20 protein-coding genes and 1 tRNA gene are annotated in these 22,610 nt (G+C 37.6%); 7 read left to right on the top strand and 14 right to left on the bottom strand.

Annotated features, from left to right (window positions below; all coding sequences use genetic code 11):
* Positions 1 to 43: 43 nt before the first annotated feature.
* The 5 genes from KQI66_RS06110 to KQI66_RS06090 form a co-directional block, all read right to left on the bottom strand.
* A complete protein-coding gene (locus KQI66_RS06110) occupies positions 44 to 1,117 on the bottom strand; it encodes a rhomboid family intramembrane serine protease (protein ID WP_216427788.1) in 1,074 nt (357 codons plus the stop codon).
* Positions 1,118 to 1,135: 18 nt separating this feature from the next.
* Positions 1,136 to 1,390 carry a pro-sigmaK processing inhibitor BofA family protein gene (locus KQI66_RS06105; RefSeq protein WP_216427787.1) on the bottom strand — a complete coding sequence of 85 codons (255 nt, stop codon included), beginning with the start codon at positions 1,388 to 1,390 and terminating at the stop codon, positions 1,136 to 1,138.
* Positions 1,391 to 1,403: 13 nt separating this feature from the next.
* A complete protein-coding gene (locus KQI66_RS06100) occupies positions 1,404 to 1,643 on the bottom strand; it encodes a DUF2508 family protein (RefSeq protein ID WP_216427786.1) in 240 nt (79 codons plus the stop codon).
* Between the two features lie 61 nt (positions 1,644 to 1,704).
* A complete protein-coding gene (locus KQI66_RS06095) occupies positions 1,705 to 2,202 on the bottom strand; it encodes a Gx transporter family protein (protein ID WP_216427785.1) in 498 nt (165 codons plus the stop codon).
* Between the two features lie 12 nt (positions 2,203 to 2,214).
* The gene (locus KQI66_RS06090) at positions 2,215 to 2,580 is read right to left on the bottom strand and encodes a NusG domain II-containing protein (protein WP_216427784.1); all 366 of its coding nucleotides are present in this window, start codon (positions 2,578 to 2,580) and stop codon (positions 2,215 to 2,217) included.
* A gap of 75 nt (positions 2,581 to 2,655) precedes the next feature.
* On the opposite strand from KQI66_RS06090, the gene KQI66_RS06085 reads away from it, so the two are divergent.
* Both KQI66_RS06085 and KQI66_RS06080 read left to right on the top strand, forming a co-directional pair.
* The gene (locus KQI66_RS06085; RefSeq protein WP_216427783.1) at positions 2,656 to 3,672 is read left to right on the top strand and encodes an FAD:protein FMN transferase; all 1,017 of its coding nucleotides are present in this window, start codon (positions 2,656 to 2,658) and stop codon (positions 3,670 to 3,672) included.
* 107 nt (positions 3,673 to 3,779) lie between these two features.
* Positions 3,780 to 3,852 (top strand) — tRNA-Phe (locus tag KQI66_RS06080).
* A gap of 148 nt (positions 3,853 to 4,000) precedes the next feature.
* Here KQI66_RS06080 and KQI66_RS06075 read toward each other — a convergent pair.
* The 6 genes from KQI66_RS06075 to KQI66_RS06050 form a co-directional block, all read right to left on the bottom strand.
* A complete protein-coding gene (locus KQI66_RS06075) occupies positions 4,001 to 5,221 on the bottom strand; it encodes a CaiB/BaiF CoA transferase family protein (RefSeq protein WP_216427782.1) in 1,221 nt (406 codons plus the stop codon).
* A 474-nt stretch (positions 5,222 to 5,695) separates the two neighbouring features.
* Entirely contained in the window at positions 5,696 to 6,490 is a 795-nt protein-coding gene (locus KQI66_RS06070; protein WP_216427781.1) for an ABC transporter ATP-binding protein, read from the bottom strand.
* 2 nt (positions 6,491 to 6,492) lie between these two features.
* Positions 6,493 to 7,467 carry an ABC transporter ATP-binding protein gene (locus tag KQI66_RS06065; RefSeq protein WP_216427780.1) on the bottom strand — a complete coding sequence of 325 codons (975 nt, stop codon included), beginning with the start codon at positions 7,465 to 7,467 and terminating at the stop codon, positions 6,493 to 6,495.
* Positions 7,464 to 8,312: an ABC transporter permease gene (locus tag KQI66_RS06060; RefSeq protein WP_253287688.1), complete on the bottom strand. Its 849-nt coding sequence runs from the start codon at positions 8,310 to 8,312 to the stop codon at positions 7,464 to 7,466. The genes KQI66_RS06065 and KQI66_RS06060 overlap by 4 nt, the downstream gene beginning before the upstream one ends.
* Positions 8,313 to 8,316: 4 nt before the next feature.
* Positions 8,317 to 9,273, bottom strand: a complete 957-nt coding sequence (locus KQI66_RS06055) for an ABC transporter permease (RefSeq protein WP_216427779.1) — start codon at positions 9,271 to 9,273, stop codon at positions 8,317 to 8,319.
* A 72-nt stretch (positions 9,274 to 9,345) separates the two neighbouring features.
* Positions 9,346 to 10,875, bottom strand: coding sequence for an ABC transporter substrate-binding protein (locus KQI66_RS06050; protein WP_216427778.1), 1,530 nt, complete (start codon positions 10,873 to 10,875; stop codon positions 9,346 to 9,348).
* A gap of 363 nt (positions 10,876 to 11,238) precedes the next feature.
* Between KQI66_RS06050 and KQI66_RS06045 the strand changes: the two genes are divergently transcribed.
* Positions 11,239 to 11,748: a nitroreductase family protein gene (locus KQI66_RS06045; RefSeq protein WP_253287687.1), complete on the top strand. Its 510-nt coding sequence runs from the start codon at positions 11,239 to 11,241 to the stop codon at positions 11,746 to 11,748.
* 56 nt (positions 11,749 to 11,804) lie between these two features.
* Here the strand turns inward: KQI66_RS06045 and KQI66_RS06040 are convergent, their stop codons facing one another.
* Positions 11,805 to 14,198, bottom strand: a complete 2,394-nt coding sequence (locus KQI66_RS06040) for an S-layer homology domain-containing protein (RefSeq protein WP_216427777.1) — start codon at positions 14,196 to 14,198, stop codon at positions 11,805 to 11,807.
* 285 nt (positions 14,199 to 14,483) lie between these two features.
* Between KQI66_RS06040 and KQI66_RS06035 the strand changes: the two genes are divergently transcribed.
* The 4 genes from KQI66_RS06035 (at position 14,484) to rnr (ending at position 19,062) form a co-directional block, all read left to right on the top strand.
* Complete coding sequence (locus KQI66_RS06035) at positions 14,484 to 15,827, top strand: TrkH family potassium uptake protein (protein WP_216427776.1); 1,344 nt, start codon at positions 14,484 to 14,486, stop codon at positions 15,825 to 15,827.
* 15 nt (positions 15,828 to 15,842) lie between these two features.
* A complete protein-coding gene (locus tag KQI66_RS06030; protein WP_216427775.1) occupies positions 15,843 to 16,493 on the top strand; it encodes a potassium channel family protein in 651 nt (216 codons plus the stop codon).
* Between the two features lie 88 nt (positions 16,494 to 16,581).
* Entirely contained in the window at positions 16,582 to 16,824 is a 243-nt protein-coding gene (gene secG, locus KQI66_RS06025; protein WP_216427774.1) for a preprotein translocase subunit SecG, read from the top strand.
* A 96-nt stretch (positions 16,825 to 16,920) separates the two neighbouring features.
* Positions 16,921 to 19,062 carry a ribonuclease R gene (rnr, locus tag KQI66_RS06020; protein ID WP_216427773.1) on the top strand — a complete coding sequence of 714 codons (2,142 nt, stop codon included), beginning with the start codon at positions 16,921 to 16,923 and terminating at the stop codon, positions 19,060 to 19,062.
* 187 nt (positions 19,063 to 19,249) lie between these two features.
* Here the strand turns inward: rnr and KQI66_RS06015 are convergent, their stop codons facing one another.
* Both KQI66_RS06015 and KQI66_RS06010 read right to left on the bottom strand, forming a co-directional pair.
* Positions 19,250 to 21,733, bottom strand: a complete 2,484-nt coding sequence (locus tag KQI66_RS06015) for a copper amine oxidase N-terminal domain-containing protein (RefSeq protein ID WP_216427772.1) — start codon at positions 21,731 to 21,733, stop codon at positions 19,250 to 19,252.
* 348 nt (positions 21,734 to 22,081) lie between these two features.
* Positions 22,082 to 22,570 carry an N-acetyltransferase gene (locus tag KQI66_RS06010; protein WP_216427771.1) on the bottom strand — a complete coding sequence of 163 codons (489 nt, stop codon included), beginning with the start codon at positions 22,568 to 22,570 and terminating at the stop codon, positions 22,082 to 22,084.
* Positions 22,571 to 22,610 lie beyond the last annotated feature (40 nt).

Genomic DNA, 22,610 nt, shown 5'->3' with positions numbered 1-22,610 from the left:
TCCGTATATCAATATATTATTAATATACCTTGCCACTGCCGTATTATTCCTTATTTTTTCTGTACATTATGTTGCCGACAATAAATCCTGCAATAAAACCACCTATATGTCCGAAATTGTCAATCTGCGGATCTGCTAATCCAAAGCCTATGCTGACAATGGCAATAAGAAGCATTGTCATATATCCAAGTCCGTCTATCTGCTTTCCTGTTTTTTTGCATAACGCAAGCATAAAACCGATTATTCCGAATATTGCTCCTGATGCTCCGACAGCAAAGCCGTCATTGAACAATGCCGAAAGCAATCCGCCGGCAATTCCGGAAATAATATAAACAAAAATAAATTTTGCCGTTCCGCTGTATTTTTCCGTTCTTGTGCCGTATATATACAAAGAAAGGCTGTTCATTGCTATGTGCTCAATTCCGCCATGCAGAAACATATATGTAAAAATTCTGTACCACTGATGATATTCAAACACATATGCACCATTTACCGCAAATTTGTTTACTATGCTTTCTTCGCCAAGAATAAACTCACATATAAATATCAGAATATTTACAGCAAGCAATATGTATGTAGCAAAAGGAATTTTCGTAACCTCTTTAAGCTTTGATTTTTCAACTGCCGCTTTATGTATTTCTTCCAAAGACATATTTTCGTCGTTTTTCTGTTCTTTTCCATACGTAAGTGCTTTATTTATCGCTTTTTCTATGCCAAAGACCTTACTCGGCTGATTTTTTCCGAAATATAATTTTTCTCCATCCGTGTACCACCATACACAATGTGTATTTCCGTCTGTTTCAAGCTCTCGTTCATCAGAAAACTTTTTAATCTCACTTATGTCAGTATCGGCAAGAATATTTACGCATATAACATTATTTATAAAGCTTTTGTTTTTCTCGTTAAGTTCCGCCGCAACCTTTCTTATGTATTTATCAAATTCTCCAATTAAAATTCTTTTGTTGTCAACAATCGATACAACATATATCACCGGGCTTTCCGCCCTTGCGAATATTGCCGCAGATGTTGTATTTCCGCTGTTCTTAAGCATTGCAGTCATTTTGAACTGCATAAGCGGTAGTTCAACTGTTATTTTTCTTAAAAGTTCTTCAAACATAAATTATCTCTTTCGTTTTTATAATATTGATGCCGCAATAATAAGTGCGGCAAATCCGGGTATTCCGAGCACTCCGGTAAAAGCTGCCGTAAACAAATTCATTCCAACCGCAACAGACGGAAAAAACATATTCAGCATATAAATACCGAAAAGTCCTATTCCGGCATTTATGAGCAGCTTTGCAATAAATTTTAGCGGCCCCATAAACAATACAATAGCAAAAAATATCATACATATTGCAATCATTACCGATATAAAAGTAGCTCCGTCCATTATAAAGCCTCCTTTATGCAGTAAAAATTATTCCATCAAATTCTTTTACCGTAATTCCGGACTGTTTCGCAATTTTTATATAATATCTGTATTTACTGTTAAGTGCCGCCATTTCGTAAATATAATAGTCCGTAAGCTCATTATCCGACACCATATCAAAATTTATTCTCGCCGTTTCAAGCTCACGTTTTATTTTATCAATTTCATTCAGTACTTTTATACAGTTATCTTCCGATTTTTTATTTTTAGCCATTCTATCTCCACCTAAATTATATTTATTATAATTTATGCTGGACAGACAGCCTGTATACAAACTAAAATCTTATTCCTGCTTTTTCTATATGTGCAAGGCAGTATTTAGAAATAAGTCCTATAATTATTCCCGTAATAACGCCTGAAATAAGCAATACCGGAAGATAATAAAATACGCCTTTTGTATTCAACACAAGAGCCGCAACCGTTATCTGTGCTATATTGTGAAATATACCGCCGACTATGCTTACTCCTATAATGCTCACCGCTTTTATTTTCTTTACAATACACATTGCGCCGAAGCTCACAAGTGCTCCGGCAATGCTGTATAAAAATCCGGAAAATCCTCCGAACAACAATGATGACATAATAACTCGCACAATCGAAATAGCCAATGCCGATTTTTCTTCCATAAAATACATTGCAATAACGACTATTACGTTTGCCAGTCCAAGCTTAACTCCCTGGATAGGAACAGGCGATGGCAATACAAATTCAACATACCCCATCAGCACCGCAAGTGCGGCAAAAATGCCGTAATATGCTACTTTTTTACTCATAAATCCTCCAAATTACTCCGAAACCGAATCTATCACTGCTTTTTCTCCGCCTTCGATTTCCACAACAAGCTTATGTGGCAGACATATAATAGACTCATTTACTTTATTGATTTCCTTCTGCTCAACGCAAAGACCGTCCCTGCAATCCGCATATATGCAGTCTGCATAGCCGTCTTTCACAATAACTTTATTCTCACCGTATTCGGTCACAACATCAATGCTTCCGTCCTTATCAAGCGGAAGTCTTCCGTATTCATTGCCGTCAACATATACAACGGCGTATACGCCTTTTTCTTTGGGTGAAATAATTCCACTAAAATAAAGAATTCCGGCAACAGCCACAGCTATCACCGCAATGATTATATCAATTTTTTTCATACACTATCCTCTTTAAGTTGAAATTGTAGACAAAATAGTACATAATATATTATACACATTTTAAGGAGAAAAAACATGAAAAAATTATTTTTTATACTTCTAAGTTGTATAATGGTTTCCGGCTGTTCTTCTGCCGAAAAATCTGATGATAAATCCGGCGATAAAACAGATTTCATATTAAACACCGTATGCCAAATTAAAATATACAACGAAGACAACAGCGAAAAAACGGCTGATGAACTGATTGACGAGGCATTCGACCTTTGCCGTGAATACGAAAATACATTGAGCCGAACCATAGAAGGCAGTGATGTATATAAAATCAATCATGCCGGCGGTGCTTCGGTTGAGGTTTCCGACTCGACAATAGAGGTAATCAGCAAAGCAGAGTATTTCAGCAGTATATCGGACGGTGCTTTCGATATAACCATTGCTCCGTTAAGTATACTCTGGGATTTCCAAGGTGAAAATCCTACTGTACCTCCGGACGATGAAATAAAAAATCTATTAAATGACGTTGATTATACGGCTGTTAAAATCGACGGAAACACCGTAACATTAACAAATCCCGAAGCGGAAATAGACCTTGGCGGAATTGCAAAGGGCTATATAGCCGACAAAACAGCAGAATATCTTTCAGCAAACGGCGTAACCTCGGCAACAATAAATCTCGGCGGAAATGTATTTGCACTCGGTTCAAAAACCGACGGAACAGATTTTAACATCGGAATACAGGATCCGGCGAGTACAGACGGAAGTATAATCGGCTATGTTTCCGTATCAAATAAATCTCTTGTTACATCAGGAAGCTATGAAAGATATTTTATACAGGACGGCAAAAAGTATCATCATATACTTGATCCCAAAACAGGCTATCCTGTTGAAAACGGGCTTACTGCCGTATCAATTATTTCCGATAAATCGGTAGACGGCGACGGCTTAAGCACAACCTGTTTTGTTCTCGGACTTGATAAAGGAATGGAACTTATAAACAGCATTGACGGTGTTGAGGCTGTGTTTATTGATGAAAACGAGCAATACTATTTTTCCGATGGCTTCGGAAAGGATATAATATTTAATTATCCGGAATAACAAAAATTGTCAACAACGAAATCGTTTTTAAAAATAATGATTTTGTTGTTGACAAAAGTATATCCTTGCTGTATAATAATTCTTGCGTGAAAAATTTAAGACATTTTGCCCAGATAGCTCAGTTGGTAGAGCAGAGGACTGAAAATCCTCGTGTCACTGGTTCGATTCCGGTTCTGGGCACTTTTTTTATTTTAAGATACAGTTGCTGCTGTATCTTTTTTATTGCCCGGAATCATTGCTCTGTCTGTTTCCTGCATTTGACCACGCTTGAACGCATAAAAAGGCTTCGGGTAAACCCGAAGCCTTAATAATATCATAAGATATGAAATTACTTCTGAACGATGATACCTTTTGCAAGATAATCAGCGATTGTTGCATCATCATATCCAAGTCCCTTAAGGATTTCAGATGAGTCCTCACCAAGTCTAGGTGATCTACCATGGCAAGCTTCTTCTTCCTTAAGCATAGGAGACTCTGTGAATTTAATAGGTGTTCTGATGTAGTAGATGTCCTTTCCGTCGCACTCTTTCTTGAAGATAGAGTCATTAGCCCAGTTCTGAGGGTCGATAGCGATTTCATTCATTGTCTGAACGATTTCGAAAGGAAGGTCAGCTTCTGTGAGGAGCTTATCCCATTCAGCCATAGTCTTCTGAGCGAAGAGAGGCTCGATTTCTTCAACGAGAGCTGTAATGTTGTTAAGCATAGCAGCGTATGTTGAGAATCTTTCATCTGTTAAGAGCTGAGGAGCTCCGAGAAGGTTAGCAAATTTAGGGAACCAGTTGTCATACTGAATAAGAGCAAGCTGAATCCATCTGCCATCTTTTGTCTTATATGTTGTACAAACTGCACTGTTTGTTTTCTTTCTTGTTGAAGGCATTTCTGAACCGAAGTTAGAAGCACCAAGGAGCCAGTTGAGGCCGTAAATAGCTGTGTCAAGAAGGCTAACTGTTACTCTTTCACCAAGACCTGTCTTCTGCTGTCTGTAAAGAGCAGCACAAACGCCTGATGAAAGTGCGATACCAGCGTAGTTATCACCAAATCCTGATGCAGGGATAGCAGGTGATGTGCCTTTTTCCATAAGTGAATTAGCGATACCGCCTCTTGAGAAGTATGCTGTATAGTCGAAACCAGGTTTGTCTTTAAGGGGTCCTAATTCGCCGTATCCAAGGATTGAAGCATGGATAAGTCTGGGGAATTTCTTATGTAATGTTTCATAATCAAGGCCCATCTTAACAAGCGCTTTAACACGGTTGTTTGTTACGAAAACATCTGCTGTTTCAAGAAGTTTTAAGAAAGCTTCCATACCAGCGGGATCTTTAAGGTTGATAGCAAGACCTTTTTTACCAGCATTCTGAACATCCATACCATAGCTTGCTGTATCTGTTTCTGCAGGATAGAAGTAGCTTACCTGTGCTTTACGTAAGTCATCGCCTTTAGGTGACTCAACTTTGATAACGTCTGCACCATAAGAAGCAAGTATTCTTGCACATGAAGGTGCTGCAATGTATGTTGCGAGTTCTACAACTTTAACACCGTCTAATTGTCCCATAATTCCTATCTCCTTTTCATATATTAATATGGATTTTAGGTATTCATTTTGGAATACCTTCCCAGACATCCGACCTGCGAGGCGACCGAACATCCGAGGATAATTAACTGAATTTTAAGTGGTACAAGCATTACGGATAAGCCGTTATTCATATCCGATTACTCATAACCTCTACAGATAATATATCACTCCTCTGTATTATTTGCAACTATATTTAAAGCATTTTTTAACAATTAATTGTTTTTTGACGTTTTTATAAAATTCTATCACATTCTCTGCTTTCCATTTTGTTAATATAACACAATACATTGTGACTTTTTTTTCACAATAAATCCATTAAGTAATTTATTTGTCATTTATCATCTGTTTTTTAGTTATTTTATTTTCCATTTTCAATCCATTTAATGTATTTTTAGACAAATTTTCATATATTTAATGCTTTTACAAGCAAAAGTTTAACAATGTCCGTTGAAATTATATCAATGCACAACTAATCAGTTTTTTAGTGTAATCCTCTTTTGGTGTGGCAAATACCTCATCTGCCGTTCCTGTTTCTATTATTTCTCCGAGATACATTACAGCTATCCTGTCCGACATATAATTGACTATACCTATGTCATGTGAAATAAATATATAAGCTATTTTAAGTTCTTTCTGTAAATCACGCAGAAGATTTAATATCTGTGCCTGTACCGATACGTCAAGTGCCGATACCGGCTCATCACATATAATAACCTTCGGCCTTACTATAAGCGCTCTCGCAATGGCTATTCGCTGGCATTGACCTCCGCTTAATCTTGAAGGGTATTTATTTAAAATATCCTCATCAAGCCCAACCTTTTGGATATAGTCCTTTATTAGATTATCCATTTCTTCGCCTTCGGACATTATACCGAGCGTAATAAGCGGCTCTTTAAGAACTTCATATATATTGAATTTAGGATTCATTGAGCTCTTTGGATCTTGGAAAATGAACTGTACATCACCGCGGTATTTTCTGTATTCTTCATCGGTCATTTCGGAAATATTTTTGCCCATATAATATACGTTTCCGCTTGTCGGCTTCTGTAAATCGCCGAGGATTTCTCCCGTTGTGGATTTTCCGCTTCCGCTTTCACCTACGACTCCGAGAGTTTCTCCGCATTTAACTCCAAGCTCAATACCTTTTACGGATTTAAAAACCTTAATAGGTTTTCCTATAAGATTTTTCGCCAGAATATATTCTTTATATATATTTTCTCCGCAGAGAACATAATCTTCTTTATTCATAATCACACCTCACCGCCGCAGTATTTGCTGCATTTGCAATAGTGCAAGCCTTCTATGCCTTCTTTAACATCTCCGTTACATCTTTCATCTGCTTCTGAGCATCTCTTTTTAAAAATGCACTCCTTGCGTTCCCTATTCTTTTCAGGAACAAAGCCCGGTATTTCCATAAGTCTTTCGTCTTTTTTAATATTAAGTGACGGAATAACCCTTATAAGTGCCTTTGTATAAGGGTGTCTTGCATTTTCGAAAATTTCATCGGCAGGAGCAGATTCAAGAATTTGTCCTGCATACATAACCGCTATTCTGTGACAGTATTTTCTTATAACTCCGAGGTCATGGGATATTATAACTATCGAAACGCCGGTTTTTTCGTTTATGCTTTTAAACAAATCGAGCACCTGTGCCTGAAGAGTGCTGTCAAGTGCCGTTGTCGGTTCGTCTGCAATTATTATCTGCGGATCGTTCATAAGAGCAAGTGCAATGTTTACTCTCTGTCGCATACCGCCGGAAAGCTGCCAAGGATATGACTCGAGTATTCTGTCGGGATCTTTGAAGCCGACTATTCTCAGCTTTTCCTTAGCTCTTTCTATGCCTTCCGACTTTTTCTTTTTGTTATAAAGCATATATCCATCGGCAATCTGATTTTTTATCTTAAACATAGGGTGAAGATAGAATACGGTATTCTGCGGAACAAGTCCTATATTTTTGCCTATCAAAGCCTTTTTTGCATTTTCCGAAATTTCGTTATAATCGTTTCCGAGCACAATAAATTTATCGCTTTTTGCAGCAAGATTGCTCGGCAAAAGATTTACGACAGTTTTCATGGACAGTGTCTTTCCTGAGCCGGATTCGCCAACAAATCCCAGTATTTCGCCTTTTTTAAGCTCAAATGATATATTGCTTGCAATAACCCTGTCCGTTGCGCTGTCTGTTATAGTAAGATTTTTAACTTCAACAATACTTTCCGAACCGTTCATCGTTTTCCTCCTTTGCCGTTTTCAAGGAGCTCATTTAAACCGTCTCCGAATAAATTAAATCCAAGTACCGTAAACACGATTGCTATACCTGGAGCAACCGCAAGATAAGGATAAGTGAGGAAATATTTTCTTGATTCGTTCAGCATAAGTCCCCAGCTTGCATTAGGTGCCTGTATACCAAGACCAAGGAAGGAAAGTGATGTTTCAACCATAATCGCATGGGCTATGCTTGAGCTGAACTGTGTAATAAGTCGTGTTGCCATAAGCGGAATATAATGTTTTTTGAACAATCTTCTTTTTGTTATTCCGTAGCTTTTTGCCGCCTTAACAAACAGCATGCTTTCCGTATCAAGCACCATTGAATATACAAGTCTTGCAAAAGTAGGAACAATAAACATTGCTATTGCCACTATTGAACCTTTTTCTCCTCTGCCGACAACAAGCACAAGCATCATGGCAAGAAGTATTCCGGGAAAAGCCATCATACCGTCAACAAATCTCATTATTATTGAAGAAACGATATTTTTGCTCATTGCCGCAAAGCCGCCGAGAATTATTCCGATAACGGCACCGAAAGCCGTTGAAACAACTCCGACAAGCAATACCGTTCTTGAGCCCATCATTATTCGGCTAAGTATATCCCTTCCGAAATTGTCCGTTCCGAGTATATAAGATTCATTCGCTCCCGGTCTGAGGAAATTTAAGGTGGTATTCATTTCAATGGGATCATGCGGCATATATATAAACGATACTATGCACACAATCACAACCGCCAATATAAGTACAGTGCCAATAGCAAGACTCACGTTCCATTTTTTTCTTGATTTATTCATACTTTTTTTCATAGCATCATTCACCTCTTGTCCTTATTCTTATTTTAGGATTGAGAAGCATGACTATAAGGTCAACCACAAGCGATGTAAACACAACAACAGCTGTTATGAACATAACTATACCCTGTAAAAGGACAACATCTCTCTGCTCAACCGCAATAAGCAGAAGTCTTCCGAGTCCCGGCAGTGAAAATACAGATTCCACAACTACCGTACCGCCCATAAGCTTTGCAAACTGCATACCTATTACATTTATAGGTGCAATCATTGCACTTCTTATTGCATATTTAAAGTATATTGTTTTGTTCTTAAGTCCTTTAACTCTTGCCATATCCATATAATCCTGATCCAGTGTATCAATCATACTCGTTCTTATTGAACGGAGCATCATTCCTGTCTCGCCTATTGCAAGAACCGTACAAGGCATTGCCAGACTTCTGAGATGCACAAAAAGACCGTCGCTTAACGGTGAATAATCCGAAATAGGAAACCACTTAAGCTTCAGCCCGAAGAAAATTATGAAAAGCATACCTATCCAGAACGTAGGTATAGCCGAGCCAATCTGCATTACACTTCTTGAAAAATAATCAATAGCTGTATTTCTTTTTATTGCGGAAACCGTTCCGAGAAGTATTGACACAACCATTGCGATTAAAATAGAAAGAACTGCAACCGAAGCAGTTACAGGAAGTCTGTCTATTATAAGTCCGAGTACGCTTGTACTGTATAAATATGATTTACCGAAATCAAGTCTTAAAAGGCCTCCGAGCCATTCAAGATACTGTACAATCCATGGTCTGTCGAGTCCCATTGCATTTCTGAGCTCTGCAAGCTTATCAGGGCTTGCATCTGTTCCGAGTATAAGCTGTGCGGCATCTCCCGGAATAAGCATAAGCACAAAATAAGTAATAAACGACACCACGAAAATTACTACAAGTGCGCTCCAAATTCTTTTAATTATATAATTCTGCATATCACTTCACCCTTTTTAAAATAAGAGGGAACGGATAACGCTCATTATCCGCTCCCGAAATATTATTTATACTCAGCTGAAGCTGACTGCCTTAAGATTCAACATATCAATAGGATAGATTTCAAAGTTCTCAACCTTGTCATTGAGGCCATAGAATTTTGAAAGTGACTGGATATATACGCAGGGAACCTCTTCTGCAAGAATCTTCTGGATTTCAGCATATATTTCCTTACGCTTTGCTTCATCCTGCTCCTGAACAGCTTCATCAAGAAGATCGTCTACATCACCTGAAAGAAGGCTGATATAGTCACCGCTTGTTGATTTATATCTTGAAAGGAAGTTATAAGGATCAAGTCTGCCTGAATGTGCAACAACAGTCATATCGTACTTGTGGTCTGTGTATACATCGCTCATCCATGTAGCCCATTCGATTATTTCAATGTTGCATTTAACACCTATTTTGCTGAGCTGGTCAGCAATGATTGTACCTGTGTCAACGTGTGTCTGATATGTTTTAGGTAATTTAAGGCTTAATGTAATTCCATCAGGATAGCCTGCCTCTGCAAGAAGAGCCTTAGCCTTTTCAACATTGTAAGGCATTACATCTGTTGTATCAACATAGTAAGGTGATGATACGGGAAGATGTGAACCGATCTTTGTTCCGTTACCCCAAACTACTGTGTTTATAATTTCATCTTTATCTATTGCCATTGCAATAGCCTGTCTAACCTTTTCATTTGAAAGATATTCATTTTCCTGGTTAAGTGCAAGAATCTGAATTGAGTTCTGAGGCTTTGAAAATCCTTTAACTCCGTCTGTATTGTTAAGTACATCAATCTGGTCTGCTGTAACCTCTGTTATATCAACATCGCCTACCATTAAAGCCGCAAGCTGTGATGTCATATCAGGAATAAGCTTATACTGAACATTTTCAATATTAGCCTTTTCTCCGAAATAATCATCATTTCTTACAAGTGTAATTGATTCCTGAGGAGTCCACTGAACAAACTTATAAGCTCCTGTTCCGACAGGCTCTGTTTTAAGATTGTCTGCTGCTTCTTCAGGAACGATTGCTGTCCAGGGATAAGCAAATGAATCGAGAAGATCAACGTCAAGCTTTTCTGTTGTAAATTTAATTGTATAGGGATCGATTACGTCAATTCCTATAATGTTTGCATACATCTTAGCCTTAGGGCTTTCTGCGTCCTGAAGACGTTCGAATGAGTATTTAACGTCATCGGCTGTCATTTCTCTTCCGTTATGGAAAAGAACGCCTTCGTTAAGATTGAATGTAATCTCTTTGCCGTCATCTGAAATTGTCCAGTCCTTTGCAAGGTCGGGAATTATGTTCCAGTCTGCATCACATGTTATAAGTGTGTCATAAATGTTGCTTGTTACCTCAAGTGTAGAGATTGCTGCCGTTCTCTGAGGATCAAAGCCTTCGGGATCTGTTGTATACGCTATTGTAAGTGTATCCTTTGTTGAGTCCCCTGTGTTTTCTGTTTCTGTTGTTTTTTCGTCTGAAGTTTTAGAACTTCCGCAGCCTGCCACGCCCAATACAAATGTAGCGGACATAAGTACTGCCAATACTTTCTTTAACATTTTCTTTCTCCTTCCAGTTAATAAAATTTTTAATGTTAAAATATCTTTTACTGAAAACAGCCATAAGCCATATTCCGTATTTGTTAAAATCAAACCCGACAGCCGGTATCCGTTTTAATACGAAAATATTTATTATAACTGCTTGCCTTTAGAACCAATGTCCTAAAAGTAGATGGCACTTTAATTAAACATATATTTAACCAAAAGTCAATAGTATTTTTAACATTTTGTAATATGCTACATTCTTTACAAGGTCTATTTGTGCATTTTTACAAAAACATTTTTGATTTATTGACACTTTTTAAAAAAAGAGTATCATTATTTAATCTATTATTACATCACATATCAGGAGGCAGAATTTCAATGAACGTAATTGACGCAATCAACAAAAGACGCAGTATCAGAAAATTTGAGGATAAACCGGTCGAAAAAGAAAAAATCGATCTTCTTTTAAGAGCAGCTATGCAGGCTCCTTCCGCTGTAAACGAGCAGCCTTGGGAATTCATTGTTGTAGAAGACAAGGATACACTTGAAAAGCTTTCTCATGCTCACGATTATGCAATGGCAATGAAAAACGGAACTCTTGCAATACTCGTTCTTGCCAACAAAAACTATTTTGCTATCGACAGCCTTTGGCAGCAGGATCTTTCAGCCGCTTCCGAAAATATGCTTCTTGAAGCAGTTGAGCTCGGACTCGGTGCTACATGGATGGCAATAGCTCCTATCGAAGATCGTGTTGCTTACATAAGAGATTTATTCAATCTTCCCGAAAATATAATTCCTTTCAATATGATTGCTTTCGGATATCCTACAAAGGAAAAAGATTTTGATGACAGATTCAAAGCAGACCGTGTTCATTACGAAAAATATTAATATATATAATAAACGCCATTCGGTGATTAAACCGAATGGCGTTTTTATTGTTTAGCTTATTTTGATGTTGCTACAATCTTTGTTGCCTTGCCTTCTGCATTTCTTGTGATTGTAACAGTATAATCCTTCATTACATAAATGTTTATAAATTTAGAAAGTTCCATATCATCTCCGTCTACCTTTACCTTTGCTCCGGATGATATATCATAGCTATATGTTGTTGAACCGATAGTAAGCTTAATTTTATCTTTATCAACGGATACAAGCTTTCCGGTTCTTGATTCCATAGAGCTAGAAGCGACGATTCTCTTAACTTCATCATCTGAATTAAGTGTAAGCTTAGCTGTGTAATCATCATCATCCATTAAATTTTTAAGTTTTTTTATTGATTTGATATCACCGTCAACCGATACAGAAACTTCATCTGAAATAGTATAAGTTTTCTTTGAACCGCTGTCAGTCTTTATCGTTATCTTTGAAGATGAAAGCGATGTAATCTGTCCTTCAAGCTCATCTTTTTTTGTTCCATCCTTTGTTGTTGCTTCTACATAAGTAACTCTGTCGGCTCCGTTGAGTGTAAGCTTAACAGTTACTGTTGCTGATTTTTTCTTATCAAGAAGCTTATCAATGTTTGAATAACTTCCGTTAAGCTTAATTTCATATCCGGCAGTCGCCCATTCATACCATTTTGTACTTGAGCCTGATTTAATTTTGATTCCATCAGAATAGTCTGCATCAACTAATGTACCCGTTGTGCCGGCTGTGCTTGTTCCTTTAGAAAGTGTTGCTGCTATCTTAGTAACTTTATCATTCTTTGATATTGTAAGCTTAACATCATATTCCTTATCATCATCTACTCTTGATATAAGAGTTGAAAGCTTAGAAGAAGAGCCGTCTATCGTTACCGTAACATCATCATCAAGATCGTATGTCTTTTTGCTGTCATCGGATTTCTTTATTTTGATTGTAGACTTACTTATTGATACAAGCTCACCGCTGACTGTGCTTGAAGTTGAAGATGCTTTTTTCTTAGCAACTATTTTAGAAACCTCATTATCACTGTTAAGAGTTATTGTTGCTGTGCATGTTGTATCCGATACAGCAGATTTAAGCTTGCTGTATGTTGATGATGAACCGTCAAGTGTTACTTTAATATCATCTGTATCATCGGGAAGGTTATAAGAATATTCATTCTTATTTGCCTCGATAGTAATCTTTGTTTTAGAAAGTGATGTAATCTCACCTGTGAGAGGTTTTGATTTTGTTGCATCTATTCTTGTAACATAATCACTCTTGTCCAATGTTATCTTTGCATTGATTGTATATCCATCTTTGTAAAGCTTGATAAGCTCATCTACATCCGAGCTGCTTCCGTCAAGCTTAACAACAACATCCTCATATCTCTTATCCAATGTATATGACGTTGACTTTCCGTTCTGCTCAATAGAAATTTTCTTTGTTGTTATTGACTTAACGTCACCTTTGATTTCATCCTTTGTTGAAGTATCCTTTCCTGTTGAATAAAGGATAGTAAGGAATGTAACCTTATTATTTTCCACAACAGCAACTACCGTATCACCTTCACTTATTTTTGATGCGTTTACATATTCGTTGTTCTTTAATATAACAGTAGAAGAATCAACCTTTATTGTCTTGTCCTTTTTATCAACCGTAACAGTTACGTCTGCTGAGCTGCCGTTTGCATCAACCTTGCTTACGATACCTGTAAACTGCTCTCTTGTACTTACCGGAGGCACAACGACCGTTGAACCGTTTTCCTTAAGCTTATTATATGTCTTTGTTGAAAGAACAGCCATTTCTGCACGGTTGATATTTGCTTTAGGATTAAAGTTGTTGCTACTGTCACCTACCATTAAGTTAAGTCTGTTAAGAAGCTCAAGATATGTAACAGATGTTGAAGCTACCTTATCCTTATCGTTATATGTAAGTACAGGATTTGCAGTAAGAGTATATTTCTTTGCAAGAGCCTTTCCGAATATAACTCCTACGTCCTCTCTTCTCGCATTGCCCTGTTTTCCGTTTCTTACAAATATAGAAATATCATTTGTTGTAAGTATTGAATTTTCAAGACCGTATGCAACAGCCTCATATGCCCATGAAGGAATGTTTGCACTCTGCATTGTCTGCATCCATCTCGAAACAGTCATACTGTCTACCTTCTGTGAAGTATCGTTTGCTGTCATAATGGAATACATAAGCTGAACAGCCTCGCAGTATGTTACGTTATTTCTTGCCTTACAAAGCAATTTCCCGTTTTCTGTATATCCTGCCATAAGTCCAAGATCCGCAGCCTGATTGATATACTGTTCTGCTCCCGACCACGGAACATCATTTATATCCGCAAATTTTGAAGCAGCAAAAGCCGGAACGCTTGCTGTTCCCGCAAAACACACAGCCGCCATAGCCAGTGCTATAAAATTCTTTTTCATATTATATTTCCTCCTTATATTCAGATGAATATATCGTTTTGTAAGTTTGTTTCTATTATATATTTTCAAGGCCATAAAAATCAATACAAGCCTATCTATCTTAAAATATTTGTAAGTATTATTTTCGATTTAGGACATTTATCCCCAATAAATTATGTTTATTTTACGTATATAAGCTTTCTATATTTACAGACTAAACTTATACTTGATATATATTAAATTTTCTATATAATATATCGTGTTGGCATATAAACATCAACATATACAAACTTCAAGAGGATTATTATGAATAAATTTCTAAATAAAATGACTCAGGCACAGACAATAGCCTTTGGCTTTCTTATAATTATATTAATCGGAACTATTCTTCTTATGCTTCCCATAGCTTCAAGGAGTGGACACAGTGCAGGATTTTTGACTGCACTTTTTACTGCAACAAGTTCCACATGCGTTACAGGCCTTGTTGTTGTTGATACCTATACACATTGGTCACTTTTCGGTCAGCTTATTATTATCATACTGATACAGGTAGGCGGCCTTGGCTTTATAACAATCGGCGTGCTTTTTTCAATACTTCTTAAAAAGAACATCGACCTTAAACAGCGAGGTCTTTTGAAGGAAAGCGTAAACACAATACACATAGGTGGTGTTGTCAGGCTTGTAAAAAAAATTTTTATAGGTACGGTAATATTCGAAGGCATAGGTGCTATCGTTCTGTCATTCCACTTTGTAAAAGAATATGGCCTTATCAGAGGTATATACTACGGAGTATTTCATTCAATATCGGCCTTCTGCAACGCCGGCTTCGATCTTATGGGTAACAAAGCTCCATATTCATCATTTACCAACGACTACGGCAATATATTGATAAATGTAACAATAATGGCTCTTATTGTTATAGGCGGTCTTGGTTTCATCGTATGGGACGATTTATCAAAAAATAAATTTCATTTCAGAAAATATATGCTCCATACCAAAATAGTGCTTACAACTACAGCAATATTGATTTTTGGCTGTGCTGTCCTTTTCTATATATTTGAAAGTCCTAACCTGCTTTCCGATATGAGCACAAAAGACAAAATTCTTGCATCACTCTTCAGCTCGGTAACGGCAAGAACAGCCGGCTTTAATACCATTGATACTGCTTCTCTTACATCAAGCAGTAAGCTTCTTACGGTTGCCCTTATGTTCATCGGCGGAAGTCCCGGTTCTACTGCCGGAGGTATAAAAACAACAACTGCTGCTGTTGTTATATGCTATATTATAAATACGTTAACAGGCAAACCCGACTGCAACATTTACAAAAGACGTATTGCCGATGCAACCGTCAAAAAAGCCTGCGTAATAGTCTGTGTAAACCTTCTTATCGGTCTTATAGGAACAATTATAATATGCCATCTTCAAAACAGCGCTCCGATAAGCGATGTTCTTTTTGAAGTGTTTTCCGCAATAGGCACCGTAGGAATGTCCACAGGCATAACAAGAGAGCTTATCGCTCCTTCAAGAATCATAATTGCTATACTTATGTATTGCGGTCGAATAGGCAGTATAACATTTGCTCTTGTGTTCACTGAAAAGAAAAACGTAGCAAGAGTCACTCGTCCCGAAGGAAAAATAACTGTAGGTTAATATACGGAGGTACTTATGAAATCAGTATTAATGATAGGAATGGGCCGTTTCGGTCATCATTTATGTGAAAACATGGTTGAACTCGGAAATGAGGTTATGATAATCGACGAGGACGAAAAATCAATCGCCGATCTTACTAACATCGTAACAAGCGCACTTATAGGCGACTGTACCGATCCTGAAATTCTCAAAAACCTTGGCGTAGGAAATTACGATATCTGCTTTGTCTGCATAGGTTCAAACTTCCAGAGCAGTCTCGAGATAACAAGTCAGCTCAAGGAGCTTGGTGCAAAATATGTAGTAAGCAAGGCAAGCAGAGATATTCACGCAAAGTTTCTTCTTCGAAACGGAGCAGACGAGGTAATATATCCCGACAGGGATATTGCCGAAAAGGTTGCCAAACGCTTTACCGCAAACAATGTTTTCGATTATATCGAGCTTACGGAAAAATATTCTATGTACGAGGTGCCTCCGCTCAAAAAATGGATAGGCACAGCAATAATGGATTCGGATATTCGCCACAAATATAATATAAGCATACTCGGCATCAAAAATGGAGAGGATATTAATATGCTTCCTCCGGCAAACTATGTTATAAAAGAAAACGACCATCTTATGATTATCGGCAGTAATGAAGATGTTGACAGAATTATTAAACTTTTGTGATTTTTTTAAAATAATATTGCCGTATAATATCTTTTGTGCTAAAATGTTATAAGTGTCTTTATGAGAAACCACTTGGGAGGAAAATAGAATGAATACATTATCAACAGTATTAACTGTTATTTTAGCAATCGTAGGCGTAATATTATGTGTAATTATACTTTTACAGTCTAACCGTGCAGCCGGTCTCGGTGCAGTAGGTGCTTCTACTTCCACTGATTCATACTGGAGCAAAAATAAGGGAAATTCAATCGAAGGTTCTCTTTCAAGACTTACAAAAATTCTTGGTGCATTATTTATGATTATTGCATTTGTTATAAGTCTTATCGGCTAAATGCCATTACGGTCAGGTACGGTTGTGCCTGACCTTTTGTTTTATATCGGGAATTTAAGATTAATAATTTAATAATACTAAAGGCAGGTGTTAAAAATGGAGCTTAACGATATAAATAAAGAACGAAAAGAAAAAATAAAAGCTTATATATACAGTGAAAACTATATTCCGCTTAAACGACACGAAATCCGTCTTATGCTTGACGTGCCGCCGGAGGATGCTCCCGTTTTTGAGGATATGATAACCGAGCTTATAAAAGAAGGCTCTGTTGTGGAAACAAAAAAAGGCAAGCTCATGGCAGCCGAAAAAATGAACATCTATACCGGTATATTCAACGGAACGCAAAAAGGATATGGCTTTGTAAAAGTTGAAAGCCTCGAAAACGACATATTCATTCCGGCTGATTACACCTACGGAGCACTAAACAAAGACACTGTTCTTGTCAAAATAACAAAGCAGTCTCATGACGGCTTGAGAGCCGAAGGTGAAATAATCCGAATAATCGAAAAAGGCTCGGACGAGATTGTCGGAACCTTCCAGTCCGTAAAAAGCTTTGGATTTGTTATCCCCGACGACAAAAAAATCAGTCAGGATATATTTATCCCTGCCGGAAAAACAAAGGGCGCTGTTGACGGTCACAAGGTAGTTGCCAAAATAACGAAGCGTTCCGTCGGAAACACTAACCCCGAAGGCATCATAACCGAAATAATCGGTCATATAAATGATCCGGGCGTTGATATTCTTTCCGTAATAAAGCAGTTCGACCTTCCGGAGAGCTTTCCCGAAGACGTAATGAAACAAATTGAAAGCATTGATCCGGATAAAATCGACGAAAGACTTGTCGAAGGCAGAGATGATTACAGGGATATTCTTACGGTAACAATAGACGGTGATGATTCAAAGGACTTTGATGATGCGGTTTCAATACAGAAGCTGGATAACGGAAATTACCTCTTAGGCGTCCATATTGCCGATGTAACGGAATATGTTAAGGAAAACTCACCGCTTGACAAAGAGGCATTAAAACGAGGCACAAGCATATATCTGGTAGACAGAGTTATTCCTATGCTTCCGCATAAGCTTTCAAACGGCATATGCTCGCTCAATCCCAATGTAGACAGGCTTGCATTGAGCTGTACAATGGAAATCGACAAAAAAGGCAATGTGGTTTCACACAAAGTTGCCAAAAGCGTAATTCGCTCCGACAGACGAATGACCTATCATATAGTAAATGAAATACTCGAAAACGACAATGCAGAATACAAAGCCGAATATTCAGACCTTGTCGATATGTTCAAAACAATGCTTGAATTAAGAAATATACTTCTTGCAAAGCGTCAGAAACGCGGCTCTGTCAACTTCGACCTTCCCGAATGCCAGATAGTTCTCAATGACAAAGGCGAGCCAATAGAAATCAAACCTCATGAAAGAAATACGGCAACAAGCATAATCGAAGAATTTATGCTTATCTGCAATGAAACAATAGCAGAGGATTATTTCTGGCAGGAGCTTCCCTTTGTATACCGTAACCACGAAGCACCGGATGAAGAAAAAATCAAAAAGCTTTCGCAGTTTATTTATAACTTCGGCTACCGATTTAAGGGCAATGTTACAGAGGAAATACATCCTAAAGCAATCGCCCAGCTTTTAAAGAGCGTTGAAGGAAAGCCCGAGGAGCATATAATAAGCCGAGTTGTGTTAAGAAGTATGAAACAGGCAAAATATATGCCGGAAAACTTAGGTCATTTCGGTCTTGCGGCAAAATATTACTGCCACTTTACTTCCCCAATAAGACGTTATCCCGACCTCCAGATACACAGAATAATAAAAGAAAATCTGTCCGGAGGCTTAAACGAAAAACGAATCAAGCATTACGACAAAATACTTGCCGATGTTGCGGAGCAAAGCTCAAAGCTCGAACGCCGTGCAGAAGAGGCAGAACGAGAAACCGATACAATAAAGAAGGTTCAGTATATGACAAAATATATCGGAGAAACCTTCACCGGCATTATATCCGGCGTAACCAACTGGGGTATATTTGTCGAACTGCCAAACACAGTAGAAGGCCTTATATCTCTCAATTCGCTTACAGATGATTACTATGTATATGATGCGGATAAGATGTGCGTTACAGGCGAGCATTCGCTGAAAAAATTCAGCCTTGGCGATGAAATAACAATCGTCGTTAAATATGCCGATGTTGCAAACCGCACAATAGATTTTCTGCTTGCAAAATAATATATGTATTCACTCACCCATGGCTAAGCCATGGGTTATTTTTTTATACACATCAAAACCCATGGGGCTTTGCCTTAGGGCGTACACGCCAAAAAAAATGAGGCCTCCGGTTTCCCGGAGACCTCGGTCCCATATAATTAAAATTGGCTTTAATTTTAATTACCTTAAATTAATTTGTACAGAACAATTAGTTAAGTGTTACTGTGCCAGAAGCTTCTGTCCAGTTGATTGCACTGATACCAAGTGAGTTAGCAAGATCTCTTACAGGGATAAATGTTCTGTCGTTTACGATAGCTGCTGTTGTGTTCATTGCAACAGGTGTACCGTTGATGTACATTGTTCTTGAACCGATTGTCATAGAAATGATTCTCTGTCCGCTGAGTACTGTTACTGTTCTTGATGCTGCATCCCAGTTAACTGTTGCACCAAATGCTTCTGAGATTGCTCTTACAGGAAGCATTGTGTAGTTTTCGCTGTTGATGTATGCGGGAGCGTCAAGGTTAACTGTTTCTGTACCTACTGCCATTGTTGAAGCGCCAACTGTGATGATGATCTTCTTGTTTGTTGTAGAGTCATCCTGGTCACGAGCTGATGTGATTACGTCAACATAGCTGTCGTTTACTGTTACTGCTTTGTACTTGAAGATTGCATCGTAAGTTGCTTTTTTTGTATCTTTCTTCTTAGTAACTGTTACTGCATCTGCATCATATACATCCTTGTCTGTGTCTGAGTTTTCCCAAAGGATGTTGACTGCCTTATCATATACTTTTACTTTATCAACTGTCTTTGTGAAATATCCACCGATATTCTGAAGAGCATATCCGCCTACAGGAAGTGTTCTGTCGAGGTAAAGTTCAAGACCGCTGATTACGATTGTTGAAGCCTCTGTTGACTCATCGTTTACTGTTACTGTAAGTAATGCTTTGTCGTTTCTTGTTTCATAAAGTTCAACATCATCAGGATGGTTGTCATCAATATCAACGTCAACATCGATGTCACCTTCTGTAACTTCTACTTTACCTGCATCTTCGAAGTCCATCTTTTCAACACCAAGGATAACCTTGTCGCCATCCTTAAGGATACCTTCTTCTGCCTCTGTGATAACAACATCGTTTACAGGTACATATCTGTAATCGATAAGTACTTCGCTTGTCTTAGCTGTTACTGTATAAGGAGCTTTAACTGTTGCAACCTTAAGTGTTACATCATCAAACTGTCCGCCGAGTGTAACGTTTACATCACCTGTGAATGTAGGTGCTGCATTAAGGATGAATTTAACGTTGAAATCTGTCTTCTTAGACTCGTCGTCATTCTTTGAATAATTCTTGATTGTTACAACGTTTTCGTCGATTTCATATTCGAAATCTTTGTTATCTGTACCATCAAAGATAGCGTTTACTACTTCGATTCCTTCGGGGAATGTGAATGTAGCCTTTCTTGATGTATTAAGGATATCGCCTGTGTTTTCTTCAACTGATACCTTAAGTGTGTTTTCATCATCGTTGTCAGCACCTGACCAGATCTGAGGAAGGTCTTTGTCTTCTACTGAGTATGTAACAGCTTCCTTAACCATCTTAGCAACTTCAAGCTTAACATTTGAGAATGCCTTAGAACCTGTGTTGTCTGCTGAAACTGTGATTGTAGCTACATCATTAGCTTTGCATTTCTTAGCAGCTTTAATGTTAATGCCAGAAATTGTAAGCTGTGAATTAATGTCATTAGCTTTTAATTTATCAATAACAGCTTTAGATAATGTGATAACCATTTCATCACCATCAATTATCTGTACATGTACGTCTTTATCATCTTCAAGTAATTTTAAGTTATCATTCTTATCATATTCTATATTTTCTTCAGTATCATCTCTAAATCCAATACTTTCGTTTAAGAAATCGATCGAAACATCAGATTTTACTTTGTCAAAATCCCAGTTGCCGCTAAGTTTAAGCTTGATTTTGCCTTCTTTAAGTACATCGGGTGTAAGCTCTGTAATAGTAATAGCTTTGATTTCTTTTGTGCTTTCTCCATCTTCAACAAATGTTGTAATACCTTCGTTTTCGATTGTAACCTTGCCAGTCTGAGCTGTTGCAATAACTTCTGACTTTGTACCAAAAACTGTTACATTGCTTGAGAATTTAGCTACTACATCACCTGCATCGCCAGCCTTAACAATTAACGGGAGTACACAAGTTTTTTCGTTATATACATCTGCATTAAGTGAAATAACTGCTCTTGTATCACTCTTTACATCAATAGCAAGAATACCATATGCATTATCAACCATATCTTTTACATAGGTATTATCTTTATACTTATCTTTACCATACTGTTCCATTAAGTAAATTGTGTTGTCATCATCATCTTCGCCATCATCAGCAAATTTACCGTTTGTAAGTGTTACTTCAACATCAAAATACTTTTTGCCAACAGCGTCGCTTCCATTAACAGCCTTACCATCTTTGTTAATTCCATCTTTTGCTGTAAATGTCTTAGTGTCTTCTGCTTTTACAACTTTGTCATCTCTTTTCATTTCGACTCTTGATGTAAAAGTTTTGTCTGTACCCACTTTAACTTCATCAACTACATTAAGCTTTGTTGATGCGAAAGCTGTTGCCGGTACCATTGCTACTGTCATAACAGCGGCAATAAGTAATGCCAATTTTCTTTTCATCTTTTTTCCTCCTTTAATTTTAAATGTACGTATTGGCTTATACAAATTGACTGATATATTCATAAAGCACTTTGTTTTCCACCGTTTTGTCGGGTAAACGGTTATGCACACTGTGCAACATGCACATATCTATCAATTAGTATATGTTCATTTTACCCCCCCGGAAAATGTCAAGGGTTTTTGGCATTTTGTAACATAACTGTAACATTGGCATTTATACCTTTATCCACAGCCTTGCATTTTTCACCGATATGCGAGCATATCGGTCTTGACATTTTCCACGATCGGCAAACAAAAAACAGACTGCCAACCGACAATCTGTTTTTGGTGAAAATATTTAATTGATTCTTACTCCCCTATATAATCAAACGCAATTCTCGAACTTCCGTCATATGTATAAATAGTTCCGCATTCTTTAAAGCCGTATTTCTTAACGGCCGACTGCATGGGTTTATTGTTTTTATGTGTATCGATTCTGAGGTATTTATTCTTTTCTTTACAAAAATCAAAGCATATTTTTGAAAAGCCTTTAACCTGTCCGTTTGATGCTATTCTGTGAATTGTTCCGTATACGGCATTGCTGTGCCATTCACCGTTATCAATTATCTTGTAGGTTTCGTCCTCACCGACTATAAACGCAAATATGCCACAAATTTTTCCGTTCTCAACACCTACATACAAATTGTTTTTTGCAATATCATCTTCGAGCATTTCTCTTTTGGGATAGCCACCTGCCCATTGTGTCGGGTTTCCAACGGTTTTCATAAATTCTCTCGCATATGAGTATATTTCCATAACTTCCGGTAAATCTTCGTTTTCTGCCAATCTTATGTCCATAAAATTTTTCCTTCCGGTCTGAATATTACAAAAGCCATCT

This window comes from Anaerotignum sp. MSJ-24 (assembly GCF_018918145.1).
Taxonomy (GTDB): Bacteria; Bacillota; Clostridia; order Lachnospirales; family Anaerotignaceae; genus Metalachnospira.
This window is presented reverse-complemented; position numbering and strand designations above follow the sequence as displayed.